Raw genomic sequence first — 22973 nt, forward strand, 5'->3', positions numbered from 1 at the left:
ACCTCGTCCACTGCGGGATCCGCAAACCGGTCGCGACCGGTTTGCGAACTCGCACCCGTCTGCCCCGCCCGGTCAGCGCGCGATCCGGTTGTTCGGCCTTCGCGCGCTTCGGGGTGTGCACCCCGGTCCCCCAACGGGACACCGAGGCCCCGGAGGAACCGACCCGGTAAGCGAGTTCACCCTGACTCAAAATTCCCGCCCAGGAAACAAACCATCAAACCCCGGCCGGGGTACCCCGACACGCCGAAGGCCGGCCCGACCTTCACGGTCGGGCCGGCCTCACGGGCTCGCGCGGCGATCAGACCAGGTCGAACCGGTCGGCCTCCATGATCTTCACCCAGGCGGCGACGAAGTCGTCGACGAACTTGCCCTCGGCGTCGTCGGAGGCGTACACCTCGGCCAGGGCGCGCAGCTCCGAGTTGGAGCCGAACAGCAGGTCGACGCGGCTGCCGGTCCACTTGACGGCACCGGAAGCGTCCTTGGCCACGAAGGTCTCCGAGGTCTCGGAGGTGTCTCCGGCCGGGGTCCAGGTGGTGCCGAGGTCGAGCAGGTTGACGAAGAAGTCGTTGGTCAGCCGCTCGGGGGTCTCGGTGAGGACACCGGTGGTGGAGTTGTCGTAGTTGGCGCCCAGCACGCGCAGGCCGCCGACCAGGACGGTCATCTCCGGGGCGCTCACACCCAGCAGGTTGGCCCTGTCGATGAGCAGGTACTCGGCGGGGAGTCGGTTGCCCTTGCCGTAGTAGTTGCGGAAGCCGTCGGCGACGGGCTCCAGGTAGGCGAAGTTTCCGGCGTCGGTGTGCTCCTCGCCCGCGTCCACGCGGCCGGGGGTGAAGGGCACGGTGACCTCGCGGCCCGCGGCCTTGGTGGCCCGCTCCACGCCCACGCCGCCGGCGAGGACGATGAGGTCGGCCAGGGAGACCTTCCTCTCGGAGGAGGCGTTGAAGTCGGCGGCGATGCCCTCCAGCGTGCCGAGCACGGTGCGCAGCTCGGCCGGGTTGTTGACCTCCCAGTCGATCTGGGGGGCCAGGCGGACACGGGCGCCGTTGGCGCCGCCGCGCTTGTCGCTGTCGCGGTAGGTGGCGGCGGAGGCCCAGGCGGTGGAGACCAGCTGGGAGATGGTCAGACCGGACTCGGCGACCTTGGCCTTGAGCGTGGCGACCTCGGCGTCGCCGATGGTCTCACCCTCCCGCGCGGGCAGCGGGTCCTGCCAGATGAGGTCCTCCTGCGGGACCTCGGGGCCCAGGTAGCGGACCTTGGGGCCCATGTCGCGGTGGGTCAGCTTGAACCAGGCGCGGGCGAACGCGTCGGCGAACTCCTGCGGGTTCTCGTAGAAGCGGCGCGAGATGGGCTCGTAGACCGGGTCGAAGCGCAGCGACAGGTCGGTGGTGAGCATGGTCGGCTTGTGCTTCTTGCCGGCCTCGTGGGCGTCCGGGATGATCTCCGGGGCGTCCTTGGCGATCCACTGGTGGGCACCGCCGGGGCTCTGCGTGAGTTCGTACTCGAACTCGAACAGGTTCTTGAAGAAACCGTGGCTCCACTCGGCGGGCGTGGTGGTCCAGATGACCTCCAGGCCGGAGGTGATGGTGTCGTTGCCCTTGCCGGTGCCGTGGTTGTTCTTCCAGCCCAGGCCCTGCTGCTCCAGGCCGGCGGCCTCGGGGTCGGCCTCCAGGTTGCTGTCGGGGGCCGCACCGTGGGTCTTGCCGAACGTGTGGCCGCCAGCGATGAGGGCGACGGTCTCCTCGTCGTCCATGCCCATGCGGCCGAAGGTCTCGCGGATGTCGCGAGCGGCCAGCAGCGGGTCCGGGTTGCCGTTGGGGCCCTCGGGGTTGACGTAGATGAGGCCCATCTGGACGGCGGCCAGCGGCTTCTCCAGGTCGCGGTCGCCGCTGTAGCGCTGGTCGTCGAGCCAGGTGGTCTCGGGGCCCCAGTAGACGTCCTCGTCGGGCTCCCACACGTCCTCGCGACCGCCGCCGAAGCCGTAGGTCGGCAAGCCCATGGACTCCAGGGCCACGTTGCCGGCGAGGATCATCAGGTCGGCCCAGGAGAGGTTCTGGCCGTACTTCTTCTTGACCGGCCAGAGCAGACGGCGGGCCTTGTCGAGGTTGACGTTGTCGGGCCAGCTGTTGAGCGGGGCGAAGCGCTGCTGTCCGGCGCTGCCGCCGCCGCGGCCGTCGTGGGAGCGGTAGGTGCCGGCGCTGTGCCAGGCCATGCGGATGATGAGCGGCCCGTAGTGCCCGAAGTCGGCCGGCCACCAGTCCTGGGAGGTGGTGAGGACCTCGGTGATGTCGGCCTTCACCGCGTCCAGGTCCAGGGCCCTGAACGCCTCGGCGTAGTCGAAGCCCTCGCCGAGCGGGTTGGCCACGGCCGGGTTCTTGGCCAGGATCTTCAGGTTGAGCTTGTTGGGCCACCAGCCACGGTTGCCGCCGCCCTCGGTGGGGTGGGGAGCGCGGCCGTGGGCGACCGGGCAGCCTCCGGTGGCGGTTGCTTCGTGGTTTTCAGACATCGATGTCCTTCCGAGCCAGGGAGGAAGTGAACACAGGGAAGCGGGCGCGGGCGGTGTCAGGAACCGTCCGCGCCGGAGCAGTCGGGGCACAGGCCCCAGTAGACGACCTCGGCCTCCTCGATCGTGAAGCCTCGGTCGTTGGACGCGGTCAGGCACGGTGCGTGGCCGATGGCGCAGTCGACATCGGCGATGGCCTCACACGACCGGCACACCACGTGGTGGTGGTTGTCGCCCACGCGCGTCTCGTAGCGGGCCACAGAGCCCTGTGGCTGGATACGCCGTACCAGACCCGCGTTGGTCAGTGCTTTGAGCACGTCGTACACGGCCTGGTGGGAGACCGCCCCGATACTGCCGCGCACGGCGCCGATGATCGACTCGGTGTCGGCATGCGGGTGTTCGTGCACGGCGGACAGCACAGCCATCCGGGGACTGGTCACCCGCAGCGATGACTCGCGCAGCATGCGCTCGAAATCCAAGGGTGTCGGCATGCCCCGAAGTTTGTCCGCTTTTCTTGAACAAGTCAAATGATGTGATGGAACCAGTCAAACAACATAGTAGATCAGTAGTGGCAGGCCAGGACCGAATCCCCCTGTCCTCCAAGGGCTCCGGAGCCCTACTCTGGTCCCTGAACGAGACGGAAGGCACCCATGTCGCACACCCCACCCGCCCCCATCGACACCTCCCAGCCCCACTCCGCGCGCGTCTACGACTACTGGCTCGGCGGCAAGGACAACTACCCCGCCGACCGGGCGATGGGCGACCAGATCCTGTCGGTCCTGCCGATGATCGGCGAGATGGCGATCCAGAACCGCGCCTTCCTCAAGCGCACGGTCCGCTACCTGGCCCAGGAGGTGGGCATCCGCCAGTTCCTGGACATCGGCACCGGCCTGCCCACCGCGGAGAACACCCACGAGGTGGCCCAGGCGGTCGCCCCCGAGTCCCGCATCGTCTACGTCGACAACGACCCGCTGGTGCTCGCCCACGCCCGTGCTCTGCTCACCAGCAGCCCCGAGGGCCGCACCGCCTACATCGACGCAGACCTGCGCGAGCCGGAGAAGATCCTGGCCGAGGCCGAGACGGTCCTCGACCTGGAGCAACCGATCGGGCTCATCCTGCTGGGGGTGCTGTTCCACTTCGCCGACGACGAGGTGTTCACGATCGTGCGCACCCTGGTCGACGCCCTGCCCCCGGGCAGCCACGTGGTGCTCACCCACGCCACCAACGCCGCCACCGGCGAGGCCATGGAGGAATCGGTGCGCATGTGGAACGCGTCCTCCCCCGCCCCCATCATGCTGCGCACCCCGGAGCAGATCGGGGGCTTCATGGAGGGCCTGGAACCGGTCGAGCCCGGACTGGTCTCGATCACCCAGTGGCGGCCCGCCCCCGCCGAGATCGGGGAGCCCAAGTTCATGGACGAGTTCGGGGTGGTGGCCCGCAAGGCCTGATCCACCGGGCTTCACGCGCTTCCGGGCCGGGCTTGGACAGCCCGGCCCTCGGTGTTCCCAGGGCCACTCACGGAGCGCACTCCGTGACACGGAACACTTTTGCGGCCGCCGCCCGTGCTCAGGAAGGCCGACGTGGCCCCCACCTGGCAGCCCGCAGCAGCAGACAGCGAGAAGGAGAACCGTGTGCGCGTGGAACTCGGCGGACCCGAGTGCATCGCCTCGGGGCAGTGCGCGGCCATCGCTCCCGACGTCTTCGAGCAGCGCGACGAGGACGGTGGGGCCGTCGTCCCGGAGGAGCATCCGCCCCAGGACCAGCCGCCCCGCCGTGTCATCGCTTCGTGCACGCGGAGAGGGCCGACGGGTTCAGCGCGCCCTCTCGCCGTGGACGGTGTCGACCACGTGCTCGGCGATGGCCATGGACGAGGTGGCTGCCGGGGAGGGTGCGTTGCGGACCGTCGTCACACGTCCGAGCCGGTGGATTCGGAAGTCGTCGACGAGGGAGCCGTCGCGGTCCAGTGCCTGGGCGCGCACACCGGCACCCCCGGGGACGACGTCGTCGAGCGTGACCTCGGGGACGTACTCGTACGCCGATCTCATATAGGCGCGTCGGGAGAAGGACCCCCGCATCTCCTTGACCCCGGTGCGCCAGTGCCGCATCCCCATGGCCCAGAAACCGGGCCAGGAGAGGTAGTCGACCACGTCCCGCGGGCGTATGTCGGAGAGCCGGTAGCCCTCCCGGGCGAAGGCGAGGACGGCGTTGGGTCCGACCTCCACGTCCCCCGACACCCGGCGGGTGAAGTGCACGCCGAGGAAGGGGTAGCGGGGGTCGGGGACGGGGTAGATGAGCCCGCGCACCATGTGGGTGCGTTCGGGGCGCAGCAGCATGTACTCGCCCCGGAAGGGGACGATCCTGGGGCCGGGCCCGTCCCCGGCCATGCGGGCGACCCGGTCGGTGTGCAGCCCCCCGGCGACGATCAGCTCGCCCACGGCCACGGCCTGGCCGCCCGCGAGGATCCGCAGCCCGTCCGGTGCCTCCTCGATCCGGGTGACCGGCGCGTTGAGGCGGACCTCGCCGCCCGCGTCGGCGAGGTCGGCGGCGAAGGCCTCGGCGACGCGCGTGTAGTCGGTGATGGCGGTGCGCGGAGAGTGCAGGGCGACCCTCCCGGCCGCGTGCGGTTCGATGTCGCGGATCTCCTCGGGCCCCACCCGCCGCAGGCCGGGGACGGCGTTGGTGCCGGCCCTGGCGTAGATGTCGTCAAGCCGCGCCGCCTCGCCGCCGTCCAGCGCGACGACGAGTTTTCCGCACTCGTCGTAGGGCAGGCCTCGGTCGGCGCAGTAGTCGCGCAGCATGTCCCGGCCGCGGGTGCACAGGCGGGCCTTGAGGCTGTCGGGCCTGTAGTACAGGCCGGCGTGGACGACCCCGGAGTTGTGGCCGGTCTGGTGGGCGGCCACCCTGTTCTCCTTCTCCAAGACCACGACCCGGGTGCCCGGGCGCCTGAGCGTGATCTCGCGGCCGATCGCGAGCCCGACGATGCCCGCGCCGACGATGCCGACGACCTCGTCAGCCATGGTGGTTCTCCGTCTTCCCACGTGTACACGATCCGCCTCACCGGCCAAGGCCGACCACGCCGATCCTGGCACGGCGCGCGAGGGCGGCGTCTCCGGGCCCCTCGGCCACGATGACGCGCACGTTCACCGAGACGGGCGTAACAGTGGAGCACCTGTCCCCCGAAGACCAGAGGGGCAAGGACCAGTCAACGCGGCCGGGGCCGGAGATCGGCCCACCGGTCCACTGCCTGTTCCAAGTCAAGGGCCGCTACCTCCTCAGGAGGCATACCCGCGGTGCGGATCAGACGTTCGGCCAGCCCATCCGGGACCGGCTCTCTGCGAGGAGCCGGGGCCGCAGCCGCTGTTCCTCGTGGGAAGCCGAGCCGCTCGATGGCAACGGCAAGTCTCCAGGCAACGACATCGCCCCTGGAGACCCCACGAACCCGCCGGGCGGCTTCCGCATAGACCTGCGCCTCGGCTCGTGCTCCCACGGCCCGGACCTCACAGATCCCCACATGTTTGCCATCGGCCACCCGGTACACCATCCGCCAGCTATTGCGCCCGACAGCCAGCTTGCGGAACCCGGTGAGCTCACCCCCAGTGGATATCCCGCGTCGGGGTTCCGTTCCACGAGCACGAACCTTCGAAACGACGTCAGGCCCGAGACGCCGCAGGTCGTCGACCGCCCCCGGCAGCGGGTCCGGGGGTGTCCCACCGCTCCGGGAAGCCCCGGTAGCGGTTCTGAGCCCGCTCATCGGCCAGTCCCTGCTCACCGCCGCGGGCGGCGGGACCGCCACGCACGGCATCTCCTGGATGCTCGTGGGCGTGGGACTGGCCGGTGCCGTGGCCCTCTGGTTCACCGGGGAGGCCCGCAGCCGCGACCTCTCCGGCATCGACCAGGAGACCGCGACGGCCGGAGGGTCCCAGACGTGCCGGGCCGCTCCGGGGCGCACGTCCCCGGAAGGGCCCGGCACCCGCTCCCGCCCCCGCAGCCCACGGGGACGGCGGGTCAGCGCGGACGCGCGCTCGGGTTGCGTTCACTGGCGGCGGCGAGGTCGGCCTCGATCCTGCGCGCGGTCTCCCTCAGTTCGGGCAGGACCTCCTCGCGCAGGGAGTCCAGGCTCCGGTGGGCGGCGTGCGCGGCCACGTTCATCGCCGCGGCGACCCGCCCGTCCCGGTCGCGGACCGGGACGGCGACGGAGCGCAGGCCCTCCTCCAGTTCCTGGTCGACCAGGGCGTACCCCTGGCGGCGGACCTCCGCCAGGGGCGTGGAGGGCCCGGTCGAGGGGTGCTCGGCGAGCAGAACGCGGCCCATCGAGGTGGGGCGGGCCGGCAGGCGGGTGCCCACCCCCAGGTCCACGCCGATGATGCGGGTGGTCGCCACCCGCGCCACGTAGCGGATGTGCTCGCCGTCGAGCACGGAGACGGAAGCCGAGTCGTGCACCCTTTCCACCAGGTCGGCCAGGTGGGGGCGGGCGATCTGCTCGAACGTGAGCCGCGACAGGGGGACGTACCCCAGTTCCAGGACGCGCGGCAGCGGGGAGAACCGGCGCCCGTCGCTCTCGGCGACGTAGCCGAGCCGGGTCAGCGCGAGCAGCGAGCGGCGGACGGTGGCCCGGGCCAGACCGGTGGCCTCGGCGGCCTCGCTCAGGGTGAGTCCGGCGGGAGCCCGCAGGCAGGCCAGGACCTCCAGGCCGCGGGCGAGCGACTGGAGGAAGTCGGCGCCCAGCTCCTCCTTGGCCCGGCGCAGCGCGTCGGCGCGCGCGGGGTCGGGCACCGGCCGCTCGTGTGCGCGGCCGTCCTCGGTCAGCGCCCGTCCGACGGTGTCGGCGCAGGCGCGCAGGCGGTCGAGCGCGTACCCGGTGAGGCTGGCGGCGGTGTGGCGGCTGGTGTGGCTGACCACGCTGACCGCGCACGGGGACCGGCCGTCGCGTCCGCGCACCGGCACGGCGACGGCGACCAGGCCCGATTCGACGAGCTGGTCGTCGACGGCCAGGCCCGATCCGGCGGTGCGGGCGACCCGGTCGGACAGTTCCCGAGCGGCCTCCTCGGCGGTCTGCGGGGGCGCGGGAGGCAGGGCGGGGTAGGCAGCCCAGGTCCGGCCGCCCTCGGTCTCCCGCACGCGTTCACGCCAGATCCGCCAGGTGTCCTCGTCCCAGTCCGCAGCGAAGATCGCGCCCGGGGCGCAGCGCTCGGCGGGCAGCACGTCGCCGACGTGGAAGGTGACGGCCATGGCCCGGCGCCGGGGGCACTGGAGGACGAAACGCACCCCGTCGCCGTCGGGGACGCACACCGAGACCGACTCGTCGAGCGCGTCGGCCAGGGCGCGGGCGGGGGCCGCGGCGGCGTGGGAGACCGGGTCGGCGGCCAGGTAGGCGTTGCCGAGTTCGAGCAGGCGGGGTGCGAGGACGACGTCGCTCTCCTCGGCCCTGAGGTATCCGAGCCGCGCCAGGGTGCGGGTGACGCGGTCGAGGGTGGCCCGGGCCAGGCCGGTGGCGCGCACGAGGTCGCCGCGGCGCATGCGCGCCGAGGGGGCCGCCGCCAGGGCACCCAGCACCGCCAGGCCCCGTTTCAGAGTGGTCACGGACTCCCCGGCGGGCTTGGGAGTCGTGGTCTCGGCGACCGGCATGGGACCTCCACAGTTCCTCGTTCGGGGGAACGCTACCGGGGCTTGACACGTGCGGTGTCCTCACGCGAAACTCAAAGCGTTCATAAATGAACTTTAGTTCACTAAGCGAACACTCGCCAGGCGGAGAGTCGACGGGCAGCGTTCCGGAAGGATGGAAGCGGATGGACAAAGTGGTGGCCACGACCGCCGAGGCGGTAGCGGACGTCCACGACGGGGCGTCCCTCGCGGTCGGCGGTTTCGGCGTCAGCGGCGTCCCGACCGTCGTCATCCACGCCCTGTTCGACAAGGGCGTCCGCGGCCTCTCCGTCGTCTCCAACAACTGCGGCGCGATCGGCACGGGCCTGGCGGTCCTGCTCGACGCGGGCCGGATCAGCCGGGTTACCGGCAGCTACATCGGAGCCAACAAGGAGTTCGCCCGGCAGTACCTGGGCGGCGAGATCGAACTCGAACTCATCCCCCAGGGCACGCTCGCCGAGCGGCTGCGCGCCGGCGGCAGCGGCATCCCCGCCTTCTACACCCCCGCCGGCGTCGGCACACAGGTCGCCGACGGCGGGCTCCCCTGGCGCTACGACGGACAGGGCGGCGTGGCCGTCTCCTCCCCGCCCAAGGAGGTCCGCGAGTTCGACGGCACCGCCTACGTCCTGGAGCGCGCCATCAACACCGACTTCGGTCTGGTGCGCGCCGCCAGGGGCGACCGGCACGGCAACCTCGTCTTCAACAAGGCGGCCCGCAACTTCAACCCCCTCGCCGCCATGGCCGGGCGTGTCACCATCGCCGAGGTGGAGGAACTGGTCGAACCTGGGGAGATCGACCCGGACCACGTGCACGTGCCCGGCGTGTTCGTCCAGCGGGTCGTCGAACTCACGCCCGAGCAGGCGTGCGACAAGCAGATCGAGAAGCGCACCGTGACGGAGGCGAGTTCCTGATGGCCTGGACCCGAGAGCAGATCGCCGCGCGCGCCGCCCTCGAACTGCGCGACGGCGAGTACGTCAACCTGGGCATCGGCCTGCCGACCCTGATCCCCAACCACCTGCCGCCGGGCGTGGAGGTAACCCTGGAGTCGGAGAACGGCATCCTGGGCACCGGCCGCTACCCGCATGAGGACGAGGTCGACCCCGACCTCGTCAACGCGGGCAAGGAGACCGTCACCGTCCTGCCCGGCGCCTCCTTCTTCGACTCCGCCCTGTCGTTCGGGATGATCCGCGGCGGTCACATCGACACCGCCGTACTCGGCGCCATGCAGGTCTCCGCCCGCGGCGACCTCGCCAACTGGGCCGTCCCCGGAAAGATGATCACCGGGATCGGCGGGGCCATGGACCTGGTGCACGGTGCCCGCCGCGTCATCGTCACCATGGCGCACACCGCCAAGGACGGCTCTCCCAAGATCCTGGAGGAGTGCGCGCTGCCGCTCACCGGCAAGGGCTGCGTCGACCGGATCATCACCGACCTGTGCGTCCTGGACGTCACCGGCGACGGCCTCGCACTCGTCGAGCTGGCCCCCGGCACCACCGCCGACGAGGTGGCCGCCAGGACCGGTGCCAAGGTCCGCGCCGAGGCCGCCGTCTGAACGCCAGACACCCGGGGCCCGCCCCCACGTCCCAGCCGCACCTTCCGGAGAACCCCAGATGAGCGCACTACCGCCGGACCTGTCGCAGTCCGGGATCGACGCCGAGGTGGCCAAGGCCCAGGCGTCCGCCACCACCGAGCACCACCCGCCGCGCGACTTCCCGCCCTACCGCAGCAGCGCGCTGCGCCACCCGAAGCACCCGCCGATCCCGCTGCGCGACCCCGAGGCGGTCGAGCTGAGCGGGCCGGCGTTCGGCACCACCGACATCGGCCCCCTGGACCAGGACCTGACCCGCCACCACACCGGCGAGCCCCTGGGTGAGCGGATCACCGTCGCCGGACACGTCCTGGACCGCCGGGGACGGCCGGTCCGCCGACAGCTCGTGGAGCTCTGGCAGGCCAACGCCGCGGGCCGCTACGCCCACCAGCGCGACCAGCACCCCGCCCCGCTGGACCCCAACTTCACCGGGTTCGGCCGCTGCCTGACCGACGACGAGGGCCGCTACTCCTTCACCACGATCCGCCCGGGTGCCTACCCGTGGCGCAACCACACCAACGCCTGGCGTCCCGCCCACATCCACTTCTCGCTGTTCGGCGAGGCGTTCACCCAGCGCCTGGTGACCCAGATGTACTTCCCCGGCGACCCGCTGTTCCCGTTCGACCCGATCCTCCAGGCGGTGACGGAGCAGAGCGCCCGCGACCGCCTGGTCGCCACCTACGACCACGACCTGTCCGTACCCGAGTGGTCGCTGGGCTACCGCTGGGACATCGTCCTGGACGGTCCGGCCGCCACGTGGTTCGAGGACGAGGAAGAGGGCCATCGATGACCTACTCCTACGAGCTCCCGCCGACGCCCTCGCACACCGTCGGGCCGTTCTTCGGCTACGCCCTGCCCTTCCCCGAAGGCGGCGACCTGGCGCCCGCCCACCACCCCGACACGCTCACGCTGCGCGGCCGCGTCCTCGACGGCGCGGGCGACCCGGTGCCGGACGCCTTCGTGGAGATCTGGCAGCCCGGACCGGACGGCTCGCGCACCGGAGCACCCGGTTCGATGCGCCGCGACCCCGTGACCGGGCAGGGCGCCGGCCGCAACGGCGTGGACTTCACCGGTTTCGGACGGATCTCCACCGACGCCGACGGCCAGTGGGCGGTGCACACGCTGCCGCCCGGGGGCGTGCCCTACGTGTGCCTGGCGGTCTTCGCCCGCGGCCTGATGCACCACCTGCACACCCGCGCCTACCTGGCCGACGACCCCGCCGACGCGCTGCTGTCCTCCCTGCCCGAGCAGCGGCGCGCCACCCTGATCGCCGAACCGGTGCCCGGGGCCCACCGCACCTACCGGTTCGACATCCGCCTCCAGGGCGAGGGGGAGACCGTCTTCCTGGAGACGGCGTGAGCCCGGACGCGCCCGCCGCCGACGCACTCGACACCGGCCTGCTCGACCCCGGGCGGGCCGGTTCGGCCGTCGAGGCCGCCACCGGCGACACCGCGTTCCTCGCGGCGCTGCTGGAGGCGGAGGCCGCCCTCACCCTGGCCCAGGCCGACCTGGGTCTGGCCCCCGGTGAGGCCGCGCGGGCGGTGGCCGAAGCCGCCGACCCCGCCCGCTTCGACGCACGCGATCTGGCACTGCGCGCCCGGGGCGGCGGCAACCCCGTCATCCCGCTGGTCGCCGACCTGACGGCGGCGGTGGCCGCCGAGCACGCGCCCTACGTCCACCGGGGGGCGACCAGCCAGGACATCATGGACACCGCGGCGATGCTGGTGGCCAAGCGTGCCCTGGAACCGGTCCTGGCAGACCTGGCCTCCACCGTCCGCGCCCTGGCCGACCTGGCCGCGCGGCACCGCGCCACCCCGATGGCGGGGCGCACCCTGACCCAGCAGGCCGTACCGACGACGTTCGGGCTCAAGGCCGCGGGCTGGCGCTCGCTGGCCGCCGCCGCCGAGCGCCGCCTCGCCGCGGCCCGTGCCACGCTCCCCGTCCAGCTCGGCGGCGCGGCCGGGACCATGGCGGCCTTCGTCGAGTACGCCGACGGGGACCCCGGAACCGGGCCGATGCTGCTCACCGCCTACGCCCGCCGGACCGGCCTGGCCGAGCCCCGGCTGCCCTGGCACGTGCTGCGTGCCCCGGTCGCCGACCTGGGGACGGCGCTGGCCTTCACGGCCGGGGCCCTCGGCAAGGTCGCCGCCGACGTGCTGGTGCTCTCGCGCACCGAGATCGGCGAGGTCGCCGAGGGCTCGGGCGGCGGCTCCTCGGCGATGCCGCACAAGTCCAACCCGGTGCGGGCCACGCTCATCGCAGCCGCCGCCCGCCGCCTGCCCGCGCTGGCCTCGGTACTACTGTCCGCGCTGGCCTGCGAGGACGAGCGTCCCGCGGGGGCCTGGCACGCCGAGTGGCAGACCCTGCGCGAAGCGCTGCGCGTGGCGGGCGGGGCCGCGCGTGAGGCCGCCGAACTCACGGCGGGCCTACGGGTGGACCCCGAGCGGATGGCCCGCAACCTGGCGCTGACCGGCGGTCGCGTCACCGCCGAGCGGATCACCTCCGCGCTGTCCCCGGTGGTGGGGCGCGGCCGGGCCAAGGAACTACTCGCCGAGGCCTCACGGGACGCCGCCGAGGAGGGGCTCCCCCTCGCCGAGGCGCTGAGCCGCCTGCCGGAGCTGTCGGAGCTGTCCCGGGGGGACCTGGACGGGCTCACCGACCCGGCCGCCTACCTGGGTTCGGCCCCCGCGCTGGTCGACCGCGCCCTCGCACCCGAGGGGCCCCGGGACCGGTGACGGCCGTCCCCTGCGCACACCGCCCACCCCGAGCACTGGACGAAGGACCGCCATGACCGAGCTCCACCACCGCCTCGACGGCCCCGAGGCCGCCGCCCCGCTGATCCTCGGCCCCTCCCTGGGCACCTCCCTGTCCGTGTGGGACCCGCAGCTGCGCGCTCTGGCCCGCGACCACCGCGTGCTCCGCTACGACCTGCCCGGACACGGCGGCTCCCCCGCCGGTGCCGCCGCGGCCGGGGCCACCGTCGCCGACCTGGCACGGCTCGTCCTGGACCTGGCCGACGCCCAGGGCTGGGAGAGATTCCACTACGCGGGGGTGTCCCTGGGCGGGGCGATCGGCGCCCACCTGGCGGCGCACCACCCCGACCGGGTGGCGTCACTGGCCCTGGTCTGCTCCTCCGCCCGCTTCGGCCGGCCCGACGCGTGGCGGGAGCGGGCCGAACAGGTACGCGGCCAGGGCCTGGCCGCCCTAGTCGAGGGGGCGCCGGGCCGCTGGTTCGCCGACCCCGGCACCGCCGACGGCCCGGTGGGCGAGGCGCTGCTGGCCGACCTGGCCGCGACCGCCCCCGAGGGATACGCCGCGTGCTGCGACGCCCTGGCCTCCTACGACCTGCGCGGCGATCTGGGCCGGATCAGCGCCCCCACCCTCGTGGTCTCGGGCCGCGAGGACGCGCCCACCCCGCCCTCCCACGGGCGCGAACTCGCCGACGGCATCCCGGGGGCGGCGCTCACCGAGATCCCCGGCGCGGGCCACCTGGCGCAGGCCGACCGGCCCGAGGAGGTCACCGCCGCGCTGCTGGGCCACCTCTCACCCGGCACCGACGGGGCGCGGCACGCGGCCGGGATGGGGGTGCGGCGGGCGGTACTCGGCGACGCCCACGTGGACCGGGCGATCGCGCGCACCACGCCCTTCACCGCCCGCTTCCAGGACTTCATCACCCGCTACGCCTGGGGGGAGGTCTGGACCAGCCCGGGCCTGGACCGGCGCACCCGAAGCTGCATCACCCTGACCGCCATGATCGCGCTCGGGCACCACGACGAGTTCGCCATGCACGTCAGGGCCGCGGTCAACAACGGCCTGACCGACGACGAGATCGCCGAGGTGGTCCTGCACTCGGCGATCTACTGCGGTGTGCCCGCCGCCAACTCCGCCTTCGCCATCGCCCAGCGCGTACTCACCGACCTCAAGGACTGAACCATGACCGTTCCCCAGCACACGACCGTCGCCGTCATCGGGGCGGGCCCGGCCGGGCTGCTCCTGGCCCGGCTCCTGGAGCGCTCCGGTATCGACTGCGCCGTCCTGGAGAGCCGGGACCGCGCCTACGTGGAGCAGCGCCAGCGCGCCGGGATCCTGGAGCAGGGCACGGTGGACGCCCTGCGCGAGGCGGGTGCGGCCGCGCGGCTCGAAGCCGAGGGCATCCCGCACGAGGGGATCGAACTGGGTTTCGCCGGGCGGCGCCACCGCGTGGACTTCCCGTCCCTGACGGGCGGGCGGCGGGTGTGGGTCTACGCCCAGACCGAGGTGGTCAAGGACCTCATCGCCCTGCGCCTGGAGAGCGGCCTGCCGATGCTGTTCGAGGCACCCGTGCACGCGGTGGAGGGCTTCGACGCCGACCTGTGCGCAGTGCGCTACACCCACGGGGGCGAGGAGCGGACCCTGACCGCCGACTACGTGGTGGGCTGCGACGGCTTCCACGGGGTGGCGCGCACGGCGGTCCCCGAGGGGGCGAGCCGCACGTTCGAGCGGACCTACCCCTACTCCTGGCTGGGCATTCTGGCCGACGCCGCGCCCGCCTACGAGGAGCTGATCTACGCGCACTCCGAGCGCGGCTTCGCCCTGGCGAGCATGCGCACACCGACCGTGAGCCGCCTCTACCTCCAGGTGCCCAACGGGGAGGAGCCCGGGAACTGGTCGGACGAGCGGATCTGGGACGAGCTGGACCACCGCCTGGGCGCGGACGCCTCGTGGCGGCTCAACCGGGGGCCGATCACCTCCAAGGCGGTACTGCCGATGCGCAGTTCGGTGACCGAGCCGATGCGCCACGGCCGCCTGTTCCTGGCGGGCGACTCGGCACACATCGTGCCGCCCACGGGCGCGAAGGGGCTGAACCTGGCCGCCTCGGACGTGACCATGCTGGCGCGGGCCTTCACCCGCCTGCACACCACGGGTTCGGCGGAGCTGCTGGAGGCCTACTCCGACACCTGCCTGAAGCGGGTGTGGCGCGCCGAGCACTTCTCCTACTTCATGACCACCACCCTGCACACCGACCCAGGGCAGTCGGGGTTCGAGACGCGGTTGCAGCTGTCGCAACTGGAGCGGATCACCGCTTCGGCCTTCGCCGCGGGCGAACTGGCGGAGAACTACACCGGTCTGCCGATCGACTGACGCCGACACCAGGTTTGATCCGGGCAGAGAGCGGCTAGGGGAGCATGGGAGGACACAAGAGGACAAAAGGGAGGAATCATGGCAATCTCCATCTCTGACCTGATGACCAGCCCCGCCCGCACCACCGGCAAGGACACGACCCTGCGCGAGGCGTCCCAGATCATGCGGGACGGCGACGTCGGCGACGTGATCGTCACCGACAGCCAGGGCTCGCTGTTCGGAATCCTCACCGACCGGGACATCATCATGCGCTGCCTGGCCACCGGTGGCGACCCCGACACCCAGACCGCGGGCGCCACCTGCACCGAGCACGTCAGCACCGTGCCGCCGCAGTGCCGGGTCTCCGAGGCCGTGGACCTGATGCGCTCCCAGGCCGTGCGCCGCCTGCCGGTGACCGACGGCGACGACATCGTGGGGATCATCTCGATCGGCGACCTGGCCCGGGCCGTGGACGAGCACTCCGCGCTGGCCGACGTCAGCTCCGCGAACCCCAACCACTGAACACCCGTGTTCCCGGCGCCCGAGCGCGCCGGGAACACCGGACACGGCGGCGGCCCCGCCGCGGAGCGTCCGCGGGGGGACACTCCGAACCCGGTCGGGGCGCGCCGCCCCTTCGGCTCCACGGAAGCGGGGCGAACGCGTATCTTCGTCAGTGCCCACCGCGACCGAGAACCCTCGGGCGACGGGCACCGAACGCACGTCCACCCGACCGAAGGAGGCCTCTTCCGTGGCCAAGCCACCCTCCCCCTACGACTTTCTGCCCCAACTGCCGTCGTTCACGCTGACCAGTGCTGACGTGGCCGACGGCCAGACCCTCGCCAAGCCCCAGGTGAGCGGGATCCTGGGTGCCGGGGGCGAGGACGTCTCGCCACACCTGTCCTGGAGCGGCTTCCCTGAGCAGACGCGGAGCTTCACCGTGAGCTGCTTCGACCCCGACGCACCCACCGCGAGCGGGTTCTGGCACTGGTCGGTGGTCAACATCCCCGCCGACGTGACCGAACTGGCGACCGGCGCCGGCGACGGCTCCGGCCTCCCGGAGTCGGCCGTCACGCTGCGCGCCGACGCCGGGGGCAACCGCTACGTCGGCGCGGCCCCGCCCGCCGGGCACGGGCCCCACCGGTACATGTTCGCCGTCCACGCGGTGAGCGTGCCGAGCCTGCCCGTGGACGAGTCGAGCACCCCCGCCTTCATGGGCTTCAACCTGTTCTTCAAGGCCATCGCGCGCGCCGTGATCACCCCGGTCTACGAACAGCACTAGGGACCGGTGCTCCGCTGCCGCCCACCCCGGAACCGGACGGCAGCGGAGCACGCTCAAGACGCCGGAAGGTTCACTTAGCAACCGATTCCGGCCAATTCGACCGTTCGACACCATGAGGGCCGCGCGGCCCCTTACTCTCAGCCTGAACACCGGGGGAGGCGCCCCCGTCCTCGTGGAAGGAAACGGCCATGCCAGAGCAGTCGCCGGCGAAGCCGACGGTCGTGGTGACCACGGCCGGGTCGGCACCGACCCCCGGCACCATCCTCCACCTGCGCGGATCGGGCTTCCGGGTGGTGGCCACCGACATGGACCCCGCCGCCCCCGGACTGTACCTGTCGGACCGCGGGTACCTGGTGCCCGGCGGCGCCAGCGACGCCTTCCTGCCCCGCATGCGCGACCTGTGCGCGCGGGAGGGAGCGGTGGCGGTCGTGCCGCTCGTGGACGAGGAACTGGTGCCCATCGCGGCTCTGGCCGAGGACGGGGTGTGCGTGCTCCTGCCGCGGCCGGAGTTCGTGCGCACCTGTCTGGACAAGGCCGTCCTGATGCGGCGCCTGGACGAGGCGGGGATCGGGGTGCCCCGCACCTGGTCGGCCGAGGAGTGGCCCTCAGGTGCCGCGGCCTCCCCCGGCGGGTTCGTCGTCAAGCCGCGCACCGGCCGGGGCAGCCGCGGTGTGGCGGTCGCCCACTCCCCCGAGGAGGTGTCGCGTGTACTCTCCGAGAGCGGCTACGCGGCCGACGACCTCATCGTCCAGGAACGGATCGCCGGCCCCGAGTACACGGTGTCGGTGGTGGTGTGGCGCGACGGCGAGGTCCAGGCCGTGGTGCCCAAGGAGGTCGTCCTGAAGGAGGGCGTCACCCGGTACGCGGTGACCCGGCGCGTCCCCGAGGTCGCCGCCGTCTGCCGTAGGGTGCAGCAAGCCCTGCGCGCCGACGGCCCGTTCAACGTGCAACTGTGCCTGGACTCCGAGGGCCGTCCCCGGATCTTCGAGATCAACCCGCGCTTCTCCTCGACCACCGCGCTGACCGGCGCTTCCGGGGTCGACGAGGTGGCCGGGCTGCTGCGCCAGGCGCTGCACGGCGGCCCCCGGCTGACCGACGACTGGCACGAGGGCGTGGCCCTGGTCCGGCGGTGGGCGGACGAGTTCATCAGCGAGGAGGAGTTCACCTCCCACGGCCTGTCCCCCGCCCCCGCGGGCACCTCCCCCATCACCGCGGCGGACGCCGCCGTCCGGGCGGGGATCCAATGAGCACACCCGAGGACCTGCCCGGCGCGATGGCCGCCGCCGTCCGCGAGGTCGGTGCCCTGCTGCGGCGGTGGCGCTCGGACGCCGCCGCGCGCGAGGGCGTGTGGGAGGGCGGCCAGTTCAAGGCGCGGGCCGACTCCCTGGCCCACCGGGCGCTCGCCGAGCGCCTGACCGCGATCGACGCGGCGGTCTCCGTGGTCAGCGAGGAGGACCCGGAGTCGCTGGAGCGGGAGCGGCCCTCACGCTACTGGCTGATCGACCCCATCGACGGGACCGCCAGTTACGCGCACGGCTTCCCGGGCTACGTCACCCAGGCCGCCCTGGTCACCGACGGCCGACCGGAGGCGGCGGCGGTCTACGCCCCCGAGACCGACGAGCTGTACACGGCCGTGCGGGGCAAGGGCGCACTGCGCAACGCGCGGCCCCTTCCGGTGTGCGATCCCGCGCCACCCGGAGCGGGCGTGCTCACCGACAACACCCCCGAACCGCACGGGATCGCCCGCGAGGTCTATGAGCACTTCGGCTACCGGGGCTATCTGGAAAGCGGGAGCATCTCCCTGAAGCTGTGCCGCGTCGCCGAGGGCACGGCCCACCTGTTCGTCAAGGACGTGCCGGTGCGCGACTGGGACGTGGCCGCCCCGGCACTGCTCCTGGAGGAGGTGGGGGGCCTGCTCACCCGCCTGGACGGCACCGGTTTCCCCTACCGGGGAGGCTACGAGCACACCGGGCTGATCGGTGCGGCCGACCCGGCCACCGGCCGGGCGGTCGCCGCCTGGCTCTTCGGGTAGGGCCCGTTGCTCCGAGGGCGGCGGTCAGCCAGCGGCGTGCAGCCAGCGGACGGGGGCGCCGTCGCCCGCATACCGGAACGGCTCCAGCTCCTCGTCCCAGGAGCGGCCGGTGAGGAGTTCGACCTCCGAGGCCAGGTCCGTACCGCCGGCAGCCGCGCGCGCCACTGCGGCGCGCAGGCGCCCCTCGGGGACGAGTACCTCGCCCGCGGCGCTGGTGATGGCGGTGAAGATGCCCAGGGACGGGGTGTAGCTGTAGCGCGCCCCGTCGCATCCGGGTGAGGCCTCCTCGGTCACCTCGAAGCGCAGGCGCTGCCACGAGTTCAGCGCCGAGGCCATCTCCCCGGCGGTGCCCGGCCTGCCCTGCCAGTTCAGCTCGGCGCGGTGGTGGCCGGGGGCCGCCGGCTGGGCGACCCAGTCGAGTTTCACGGGTACTCCAACGACACCCGCGACCGCCCACTCGACATGCGGGCACAGCGCCGCGGGCGCTGAGTGGACGTACAAGACGCCACGAGCGGACACCGAACCTCCTGATACGAACGAGTGCGCTTCCCCGACGCTCTCGTACCACGAGAAGGTTGCAGACCCGCCTGGATACCTTCGGCCATTGTGCCCTAAAGGCACCCCGGTGACCACTGGTCACACCGCTTTGTGCAGTGTTTCCGCCATATTCGAGACGTCCAGAGACTAGCGTGGTCCCGGAACGGACAGGAAGTCCGATCATAGTGGGGGCCCGCGGTGCCAGACCAGTCATACGAGGAAGCGAACAGCCCTTCTCCCTCACGGAGAACCGTACTTTCCCGCATGCCCCGAGGTGGGACCGGCTCCCGGTTTCCGGTTCCACCAGGGTCGCCGACACCTCCCGCCGAGCTCTCCGACAGCGACCTCGTCCACGGTGCGCGCCGCGGCGACCCCCGCGCCTGGGAGGGCATCGTCGACCGCCACCTGCCCATGGTGAACGCGATCGCCCGTTCCCACCGCCTGTCGGCCGCCGACCGCGAGGACGCCGTCCAGACGGTCTGGCTCACCCTCAACCAGCAACTGCCCCGGCTGCGCTCACCCGAGAGCCTCCGCTCCTGGCTCCGCCGCGTCACCAACGACGTGTGCGGCCGACAGCGCAGGCAGGCGGCCCGCCACAGCCCCGTCGACCCCCACTCGCTCTCTCTCGCGGACCCCGGCCGCCTCCCCGACCCCGAGAGCCACGTCCTGGACCGGGAGGAACGCGAGGAACTGCACCGGGCGGTCGGGCGCCTGACCGACCCGCGCGACCGGAGCGCCGCCCTGGACTATCTCGGCCTCTCCCACAGCGGCCGGGACGGCCCCACCTCGGCCACGGCCGCCAACCAAAGGCGCCGTATGATCCGCCGACTCCGCCGCATCCTTGAGGAGAGCCCGTGAGCGGACGCGACGACGGTGCGATGGCCGGGCGCGCCGCCGCGCTGGCCGCCTTCGACCGCCGCGACGACAGAGCCGACCTGGCCGTGCTGACCGCCGAGGCCGCGCCCGCGGCGGAACCCTCGCGCGACCCCGGCGACGGACACCGCACGACCCTGCGGTTCGACCGCGACGGGCTGTCCCTGGACCTGCGGGTCCGCGCGCAAGGACCGCACCGCTCCCTCTCCGGTCTGGTCGGCGGAGACTTCACACACGCCGGGCTGGAGGTACGCCGACCCGGTTCCGTGGTGCGTGTGCGGGTGGGGGCCGACGGCACCTTCTCCGTGGAGGGCCTGGAGCGCGGTCCGCTCAGCATCGCGGTGCAACGGACGGGCCGCCGCCCCGTGGTGACGGGGTGGTTCACGGTCTGACACGGCGCCGACCGATGGAACCTTCCCAACGGTCACAGAACGGGTCGGCCCCAACCCCGGGTTCGGTCGGCACGGGAACCCGCCACCGGACACCCTTCTTCGCCCGCTTTCATCCGCCTTTCTCCCCCGAAGGTGCGAGCGGACCGGTGCCGGGCACTGCCGTCAGCACGCCCGCACTGTTATCACTGGTCTGGCGAAACCGAGCCCCCGACGAGAGGCGGCCGTAGGTGTCCTCCCAGTTGCGCAGCGCCCCCTTGCGGACCGGACCCGTGCACAGCGCGGCCCCACGGTCCGGCCACCGGATGCTGTCACAGGTCAGACACGGCGTCCTCCTGGCTCGCGCCGGACGGTTCGAGACCACCGCCGACCTGCTCGACGACATCCGCCACCGCATGCGCGGCCATCCCGTCGCCGAGGCGGCCCCGGTCCTTCCCGGGGTCCTGGCCAACCTCGGGCTGGCGCAGACGATGTGCGGCCGCTTCCCCCAGGCCGAGGACCACCTGGCCCGGGCCCACGCCCTCACCCGTGAGCGCGGACTGCGCATGCTGGGCCTGGTCACCCGGCAGAACCGTGGCTGCCTCGCCCTGTACCGGGGCGATGCGCCCACCGCGATCGACACCTTCCTCGGACTCCTGCCCCATCTGCCGGCCGGGCGCCGGGAGGCCCTGCACGTGGACCTGGCCGAGGCGTTCCTGGCGGAGGGGCTCGTGGAGGAGGCCGCGACGGCCCTCGACGACGGCCCTCGCACGGAACCGGGCTCGGCCACGGCCGGCGCCCTCCTGGTGGAGGCCAAACTGCGCCTGCTGGAGGGGGACCGCGCACGTACGGCCGAACTGACCCGCCAGGTCCGGGCCGTGTTCGGCCCCGGCTCGCTGTGGTACCGGCTTGCGGCCAGGCTCGAACACCTCGCCCTGCGCCCGGCCCGGCAGCGGACCCCGGCCGCCCGGGCCCGGGACCGCCTCGCAGTGCGCCTCCCGCTCGCCGCCCCCGCACCCGAGGCGCCCACCCCCGCCCACCGCGCCCTGGACGCCCTGGAGCGCGGTGCGCGCAGGGCCCCGGGCCCCTGGCTGGACGGGGCCGCTCACGATCCCCACGTGGTCCGTGCCGGTCTGGAGGGCTCCCTGGCGTCGGGGCGCCCCCGTGACGCACTGGAATGGGCGGAACTGACCCGCACATGGGCGCGGGGACACCTGCCCGGACCGCACGAACCCGCCACTCCCGCGCTCTCCGCGCTAGCGGGCGACTACCGCGCCGGGCTAGCCGGGGGCCGGGGGCCGGGCAGCGCATCCCGCGCCCTGGCCTGGGAGGCGGCCCGGTGGCGCGCCTGGCACGCGGAGGGAAGGCACCCGGACCCGGTGCCGCGGGACCGGATCTGCGACAGGCTCCTGGACCGCTTGGGGCCGGACCGGGGGTTCGTGCACTTCACCGCCGCCGACGGCACCGCCGTGGCACTGGTCGCGGCCGGGGGACGGGTCCACTCCCGCCCCTTGGGGCCGCTCACCGGTGCCGTCCGGGCGATCGCCCGGCTGGTCCACGTCCTCGCCGGGGACCGCGCAGGGTCCCCGCGGGTCCGCGCTGCGGCGGCCGAGGCCGCCCGGATCCTGCTGGGCCCCGTCCTGCCGCTGGTGGGCGACCGGCCGCTCGCGGTGGCCGCGGAGCCGTGTTTCGGTGATCCCCCGTGGGGGATGCTGCCCGCCCTGCGCGGGCGGCCCGTCCACCTCGTGTCCACGGCGCGCTCCTGGGTGGAGCGCGCCGACGCCCCCGACACGCCCGTCGGCCGGACGCTACTGGTGGCCGCCCCGGAACCGGAGGGGGCCCGGCGCGAGGTCGCCGCACTCGCACGCCTGTACCCCGGCGCGCGGGTGCTCAGCGGCGGGCAGGCGCGATGGGGCCGCGTGCTGGAGGAGGCCGCCGAGGCCGACTCGGTACACCTGGCCGGGCACGGCCACGTGCCGCGCCGCGCCCCCATGCTCGCCTCGGTCGGGCTGGGCGAAGAGCCCCTGCTCGCCCGCGACCTGGCCGGGCTCACCCGGGCGCCCTCATTGGTGACGCTCTCCGCGTGCTGGACGGGGCAGGGGTTCACCGCCGTGACCGGGGCACCGTCGGGCTTCGTGGGCGCACTGCACGCCCGGGGTGTGCGCACGGTGGTCGCCAGCCCCGTCCCGGTGGGGGACGCCGCGGTCGAGGCGGCCATGGTCCGGTTCCACCGCACGCTCGTCAGCGGGGTCCCGGTGGCCGAGGCGGTGGCCCTCCACCTCGGCCCGGTCGGCTTCTGCTGTTTCGGTGCCTGAGCGGCTACCAGCCGCGCTCGCGCCACTCCGGCAGGCTCGGGCGCTCCGCAGCCAGCGTGGTGTCGGCTCCGTGGCCTGGGTAGATCCAGGTGTCGTCGCCCAGCGCGCCGAACACGCGCTCGGACACGTCGGCGAGCAGGGAGCGGAAGTCCTCGTCGGACCAGGTGCGGCCGACCCCGCCGGGGAAGAGGCTGTCTCCGGTGAACAGGTGGGTGTGCCCGTCGGGGTCGTCGTAGCGCAGCGCGATGGATCCGGGGGTGTGGCCGCGCAGGTGGACCACGGTCAGGACGCTCTCCCCCACGGGGATGCGCCCGCCGTGCTCGACGGGCTCGTCCACAGAGACGGGGAGTTCCGCTCCGTCGGCGGGGTGGGCGACCGTGCGCGCCCCGGTCTGGCCGACGACCTCGGCCAGGGCCTGCCAGTGGTCCCGGTGGCGGTGGGTGGTGACCACGCGGGCCAGCCCGCGCTCACCGATGAGTTCGAGGATGCGGTCGGGCTCAGCGGCCGCGTCGATCAGCACACCCTCCCCCGTGGCCCGGCAGCGCAGCAGGTAGGCATTGTTGTCCATGGGGCCCACGGCCAGTTTGGCGATCGTCAGATGCGGAAGTTGGCGCAGGTCGGCGGGGCCACCGACCCTGGTATCTCCGGAGTAGCTCACCCCCCCATTGTGGCGTGTCGCCGAAAGGTGCGCGAACACACGCCGAGCACCGGGGAAAGGGGGGTCGGGGAAGAGGAAGGGCC

Annotated in this window: 21 protein-coding genes and 1 pseudogene; 16 read left to right on the forward strand and 6 right to left on the reverse strand. The window is 73.1% G+C overall.

Going from position 1 to position 22973, the window contains the following annotated elements:
- Positions 1-298: 298 nt before the first annotated feature.
- Together katG and B042_RS0119595 are read right to left on the reverse strand one after the other, a co-directional pair.
- Complete coding sequence (katG, locus tag B042_RS0119590; protein ID WP_028649764.1) at positions 299-2503, reverse strand: catalase/peroxidase HPI; 2205 nt, start codon at positions 2501-2503, stop codon at positions 299-301.
- Positions 2504-2559: 56 nt separating this feature from the next.
- Complete coding sequence (locus B042_RS0119595; protein ID WP_028649765.1) at positions 2560-2991, reverse strand: Fur family transcriptional regulator; 432 nt, start codon at positions 2989-2991, stop codon at positions 2560-2562.
- Between the two features lie 159 nt (positions 2992-3150).
- Here B042_RS0119595 and B042_RS0119600 point away from each other — a divergent pair, with 159 nt between their 5' ends.
- Positions 3151-3948, forward strand: a complete 798-nt coding sequence (locus tag B042_RS0119600) for an SAM-dependent methyltransferase (protein WP_028649766.1) — start codon at positions 3151-3153, stop codon at positions 3946-3948.
- 189 nt (positions 3949-4137) lie between these two features.
- A pseudogene (locus B042_RS27155) lies at positions 4138-4242 on the forward strand (ferredoxin); the annotation flags it as partial.
- 69 nt (positions 4243-4311) lie between these two features.
- Here the strand turns inward: B042_RS27155 and lhgO are convergent.
- Positions 4312-5517 carry an L-2-hydroxyglutarate oxidase gene (gene lhgO / locus B042_RS0119605; protein WP_028649767.1) on the reverse strand — a complete coding sequence of 402 codons (1206 nt, stop codon included), beginning with the start codon at positions 5515-5517 and terminating at the stop codon, positions 4312-4314.
- Positions 5518-6505: 988 nt separating this feature from the next.
- Entirely contained in the window at positions 6506-8125 is a 1620-nt protein-coding gene (locus B042_RS27160; RefSeq protein ID WP_028649768.1) for an IclR family transcriptional regulator C-terminal domain-containing protein, read from the reverse strand.
- 161 nt (positions 8126-8286) lie between these two features.
- Between B042_RS27160 and B042_RS0119615 the strand changes: the two genes are divergently transcribed.
- The 11 genes from B042_RS0119615 (at position 8287) to B042_RS0119665 (ending at position 18139) form a co-directional block, all read left to right on the forward strand.
- The gene (locus tag B042_RS0119615; RefSeq protein WP_028649769.1) at positions 8287-9051 is read left to right on the forward strand and encodes a CoA transferase subunit A; all 765 of its coding nucleotides are present in this window, start codon (positions 8287-8289) and stop codon (positions 9049-9051) included.
- Positions 9051-9692, forward strand: coding sequence for a CoA transferase subunit B (locus B042_RS0119620; protein ID WP_028649770.1), 642 nt, complete (start codon positions 9051-9053; stop codon positions 9690-9692). Before B042_RS0119615 ends, B042_RS0119620 begins: the two co-directional genes overlap by 1 nt.
- A gap of 58 nt (positions 9693-9750) precedes the next feature.
- Positions 9751-10518 (forward strand): protocatechuate 3,4-dioxygenase subunit beta, encoded by a 768-nt coding sequence (pcaH, locus tag B042_RS23955; protein WP_036555646.1) that lies wholly within the window; start codon positions 9751-9753, stop codon positions 10516-10518.
- The gene (gene pcaG / locus B042_RS0119630) at positions 10515-11087 is read left to right on the forward strand and encodes a protocatechuate 3,4-dioxygenase subunit alpha (RefSeq protein ID WP_028649771.1); all 573 of its coding nucleotides are present in this window, start codon (positions 10515-10517) and stop codon (positions 11085-11087) included. The genes pcaH and pcaG overlap by 4 nt, the downstream gene beginning before the upstream one ends.
- Positions 11084-12463, forward strand: a complete 1380-nt coding sequence (gene pcaB, locus B042_RS0119635) for a 3-carboxy-cis,cis-muconate cycloisomerase (protein ID WP_028649772.1) — start codon at positions 11084-11086, stop codon at positions 12461-12463. Before pcaG ends, pcaB begins: the two co-directional genes overlap by 4 nt.
- A gap of 52 nt (positions 12464-12515) precedes the next feature.
- Complete coding sequence (pcaD, locus tag B042_RS0119640) at positions 12516-13658, forward strand: 3-oxoadipate enol-lactonase (protein ID WP_028649773.1); 1143 nt, start codon at positions 12516-12518, stop codon at positions 13656-13658.
- Between the two features lie 3 nt (positions 13659-13661).
- Positions 13662-14849: a 4-hydroxybenzoate 3-monooxygenase gene (locus tag B042_RS0119645; RefSeq protein ID WP_028649774.1), complete on the forward strand. Its 1188-nt coding sequence runs from the start codon at positions 13662-13664 to the stop codon at positions 14847-14849.
- A 78-nt stretch (positions 14850-14927) separates the two neighbouring features.
- The gene (locus B042_RS0119650; RefSeq protein WP_028649775.1) at positions 14928-15350 is read left to right on the forward strand and encodes a CBS domain-containing protein; all 423 of its coding nucleotides are present in this window, start codon (positions 14928-14930) and stop codon (positions 15348-15350) included.
- Positions 15351-15576: 226 nt separating this feature from the next.
- Positions 15577-16107 carry a YbhB/YbcL family Raf kinase inhibitor-like protein gene (locus tag B042_RS0119655; protein ID WP_028649776.1) on the forward strand — a complete coding sequence of 177 codons (531 nt, stop codon included), beginning with the start codon at positions 15577-15579 and terminating at the stop codon, positions 16105-16107.
- A gap of 221 nt (positions 16108-16328) precedes the next feature.
- On the forward strand, positions 16329-17354 hold the full coding sequence (locus B042_RS23960; RefSeq protein WP_051415839.1) for an ATP-grasp domain-containing protein: 1026 nt from the start codon (positions 16329-16331) through the stop codon (positions 17352-17354).
- Positions 17351-18139 (forward strand): inositol monophosphatase family protein, encoded by a 789-nt coding sequence (locus tag B042_RS0119665; RefSeq protein ID WP_028649777.1) that lies wholly within the window; start codon positions 17351-17353, stop codon positions 18137-18139. The genes B042_RS23960 and B042_RS0119665 overlap by 4 nt, the downstream gene beginning before the upstream one ends.
- Positions 18140-18163: 24 nt before the next feature.
- On the opposite strand, the gene B042_RS0119670 is transcribed toward B042_RS0119665, so the two are convergent.
- Complete coding sequence (locus B042_RS0119670; protein ID WP_028649778.1) at positions 18164-18658, reverse strand: DUF3145 domain-containing protein; 495 nt, start codon at positions 18656-18658, stop codon at positions 18164-18166.
- A 282-nt stretch (positions 18659-18940) separates the two neighbouring features.
- On the opposite strand from B042_RS0119670, the gene B042_RS0119675 reads away from it, so the two are divergent.
- The 3 genes from B042_RS0119675 (at position 18941) to B042_RS26965 (ending at position 22232) form a co-directional block, all read left to right on the forward strand.
- A complete protein-coding gene (locus B042_RS0119675) occupies positions 18941-19534 on the forward strand; it encodes an RNA polymerase sigma factor (RefSeq protein WP_081748894.1) in 594 nt (197 codons plus the stop codon).
- Positions 19531-19941, forward strand: coding sequence for a hypothetical protein (locus tag B042_RS0119680; RefSeq protein WP_028649780.1), 411 nt, complete (start codon positions 19531-19533; stop codon positions 19939-19941). The genes B042_RS0119675 and B042_RS0119680 overlap by 4 nt, the downstream gene beginning before the upstream one ends.
- A gap of 302 nt (positions 19942-20243) precedes the next feature.
- Positions 20244-22232 carry a CHAT domain-containing protein gene (locus tag B042_RS26965; protein WP_155989255.1) on the forward strand — a complete coding sequence of 663 codons (1989 nt, stop codon included), beginning with the start codon at positions 20244-20246 and terminating at the stop codon, positions 22230-22232.
- A 4-nt stretch (positions 22233-22236) separates the two neighbouring features.
- Here the strand turns inward: B042_RS26965 and B042_RS0119690 are convergent, their stop codons facing one another.
- Complete coding sequence (locus tag B042_RS0119690) at positions 22237-22890, reverse strand: MBL fold metallo-hydrolase (protein WP_028649782.1); 654 nt, start codon at positions 22888-22890, stop codon at positions 22237-22239.
- Positions 22891-22973: the final 83 nt, after the last annotated feature.

This window comes from Nocardiopsis sp. CNT312 (assembly GCF_000515115.1).
Classification (GTDB): domain Bacteria; phylum Actinomycetota; class Actinomycetes; order Streptosporangiales; family Streptosporangiaceae; genus Nocardiopsis.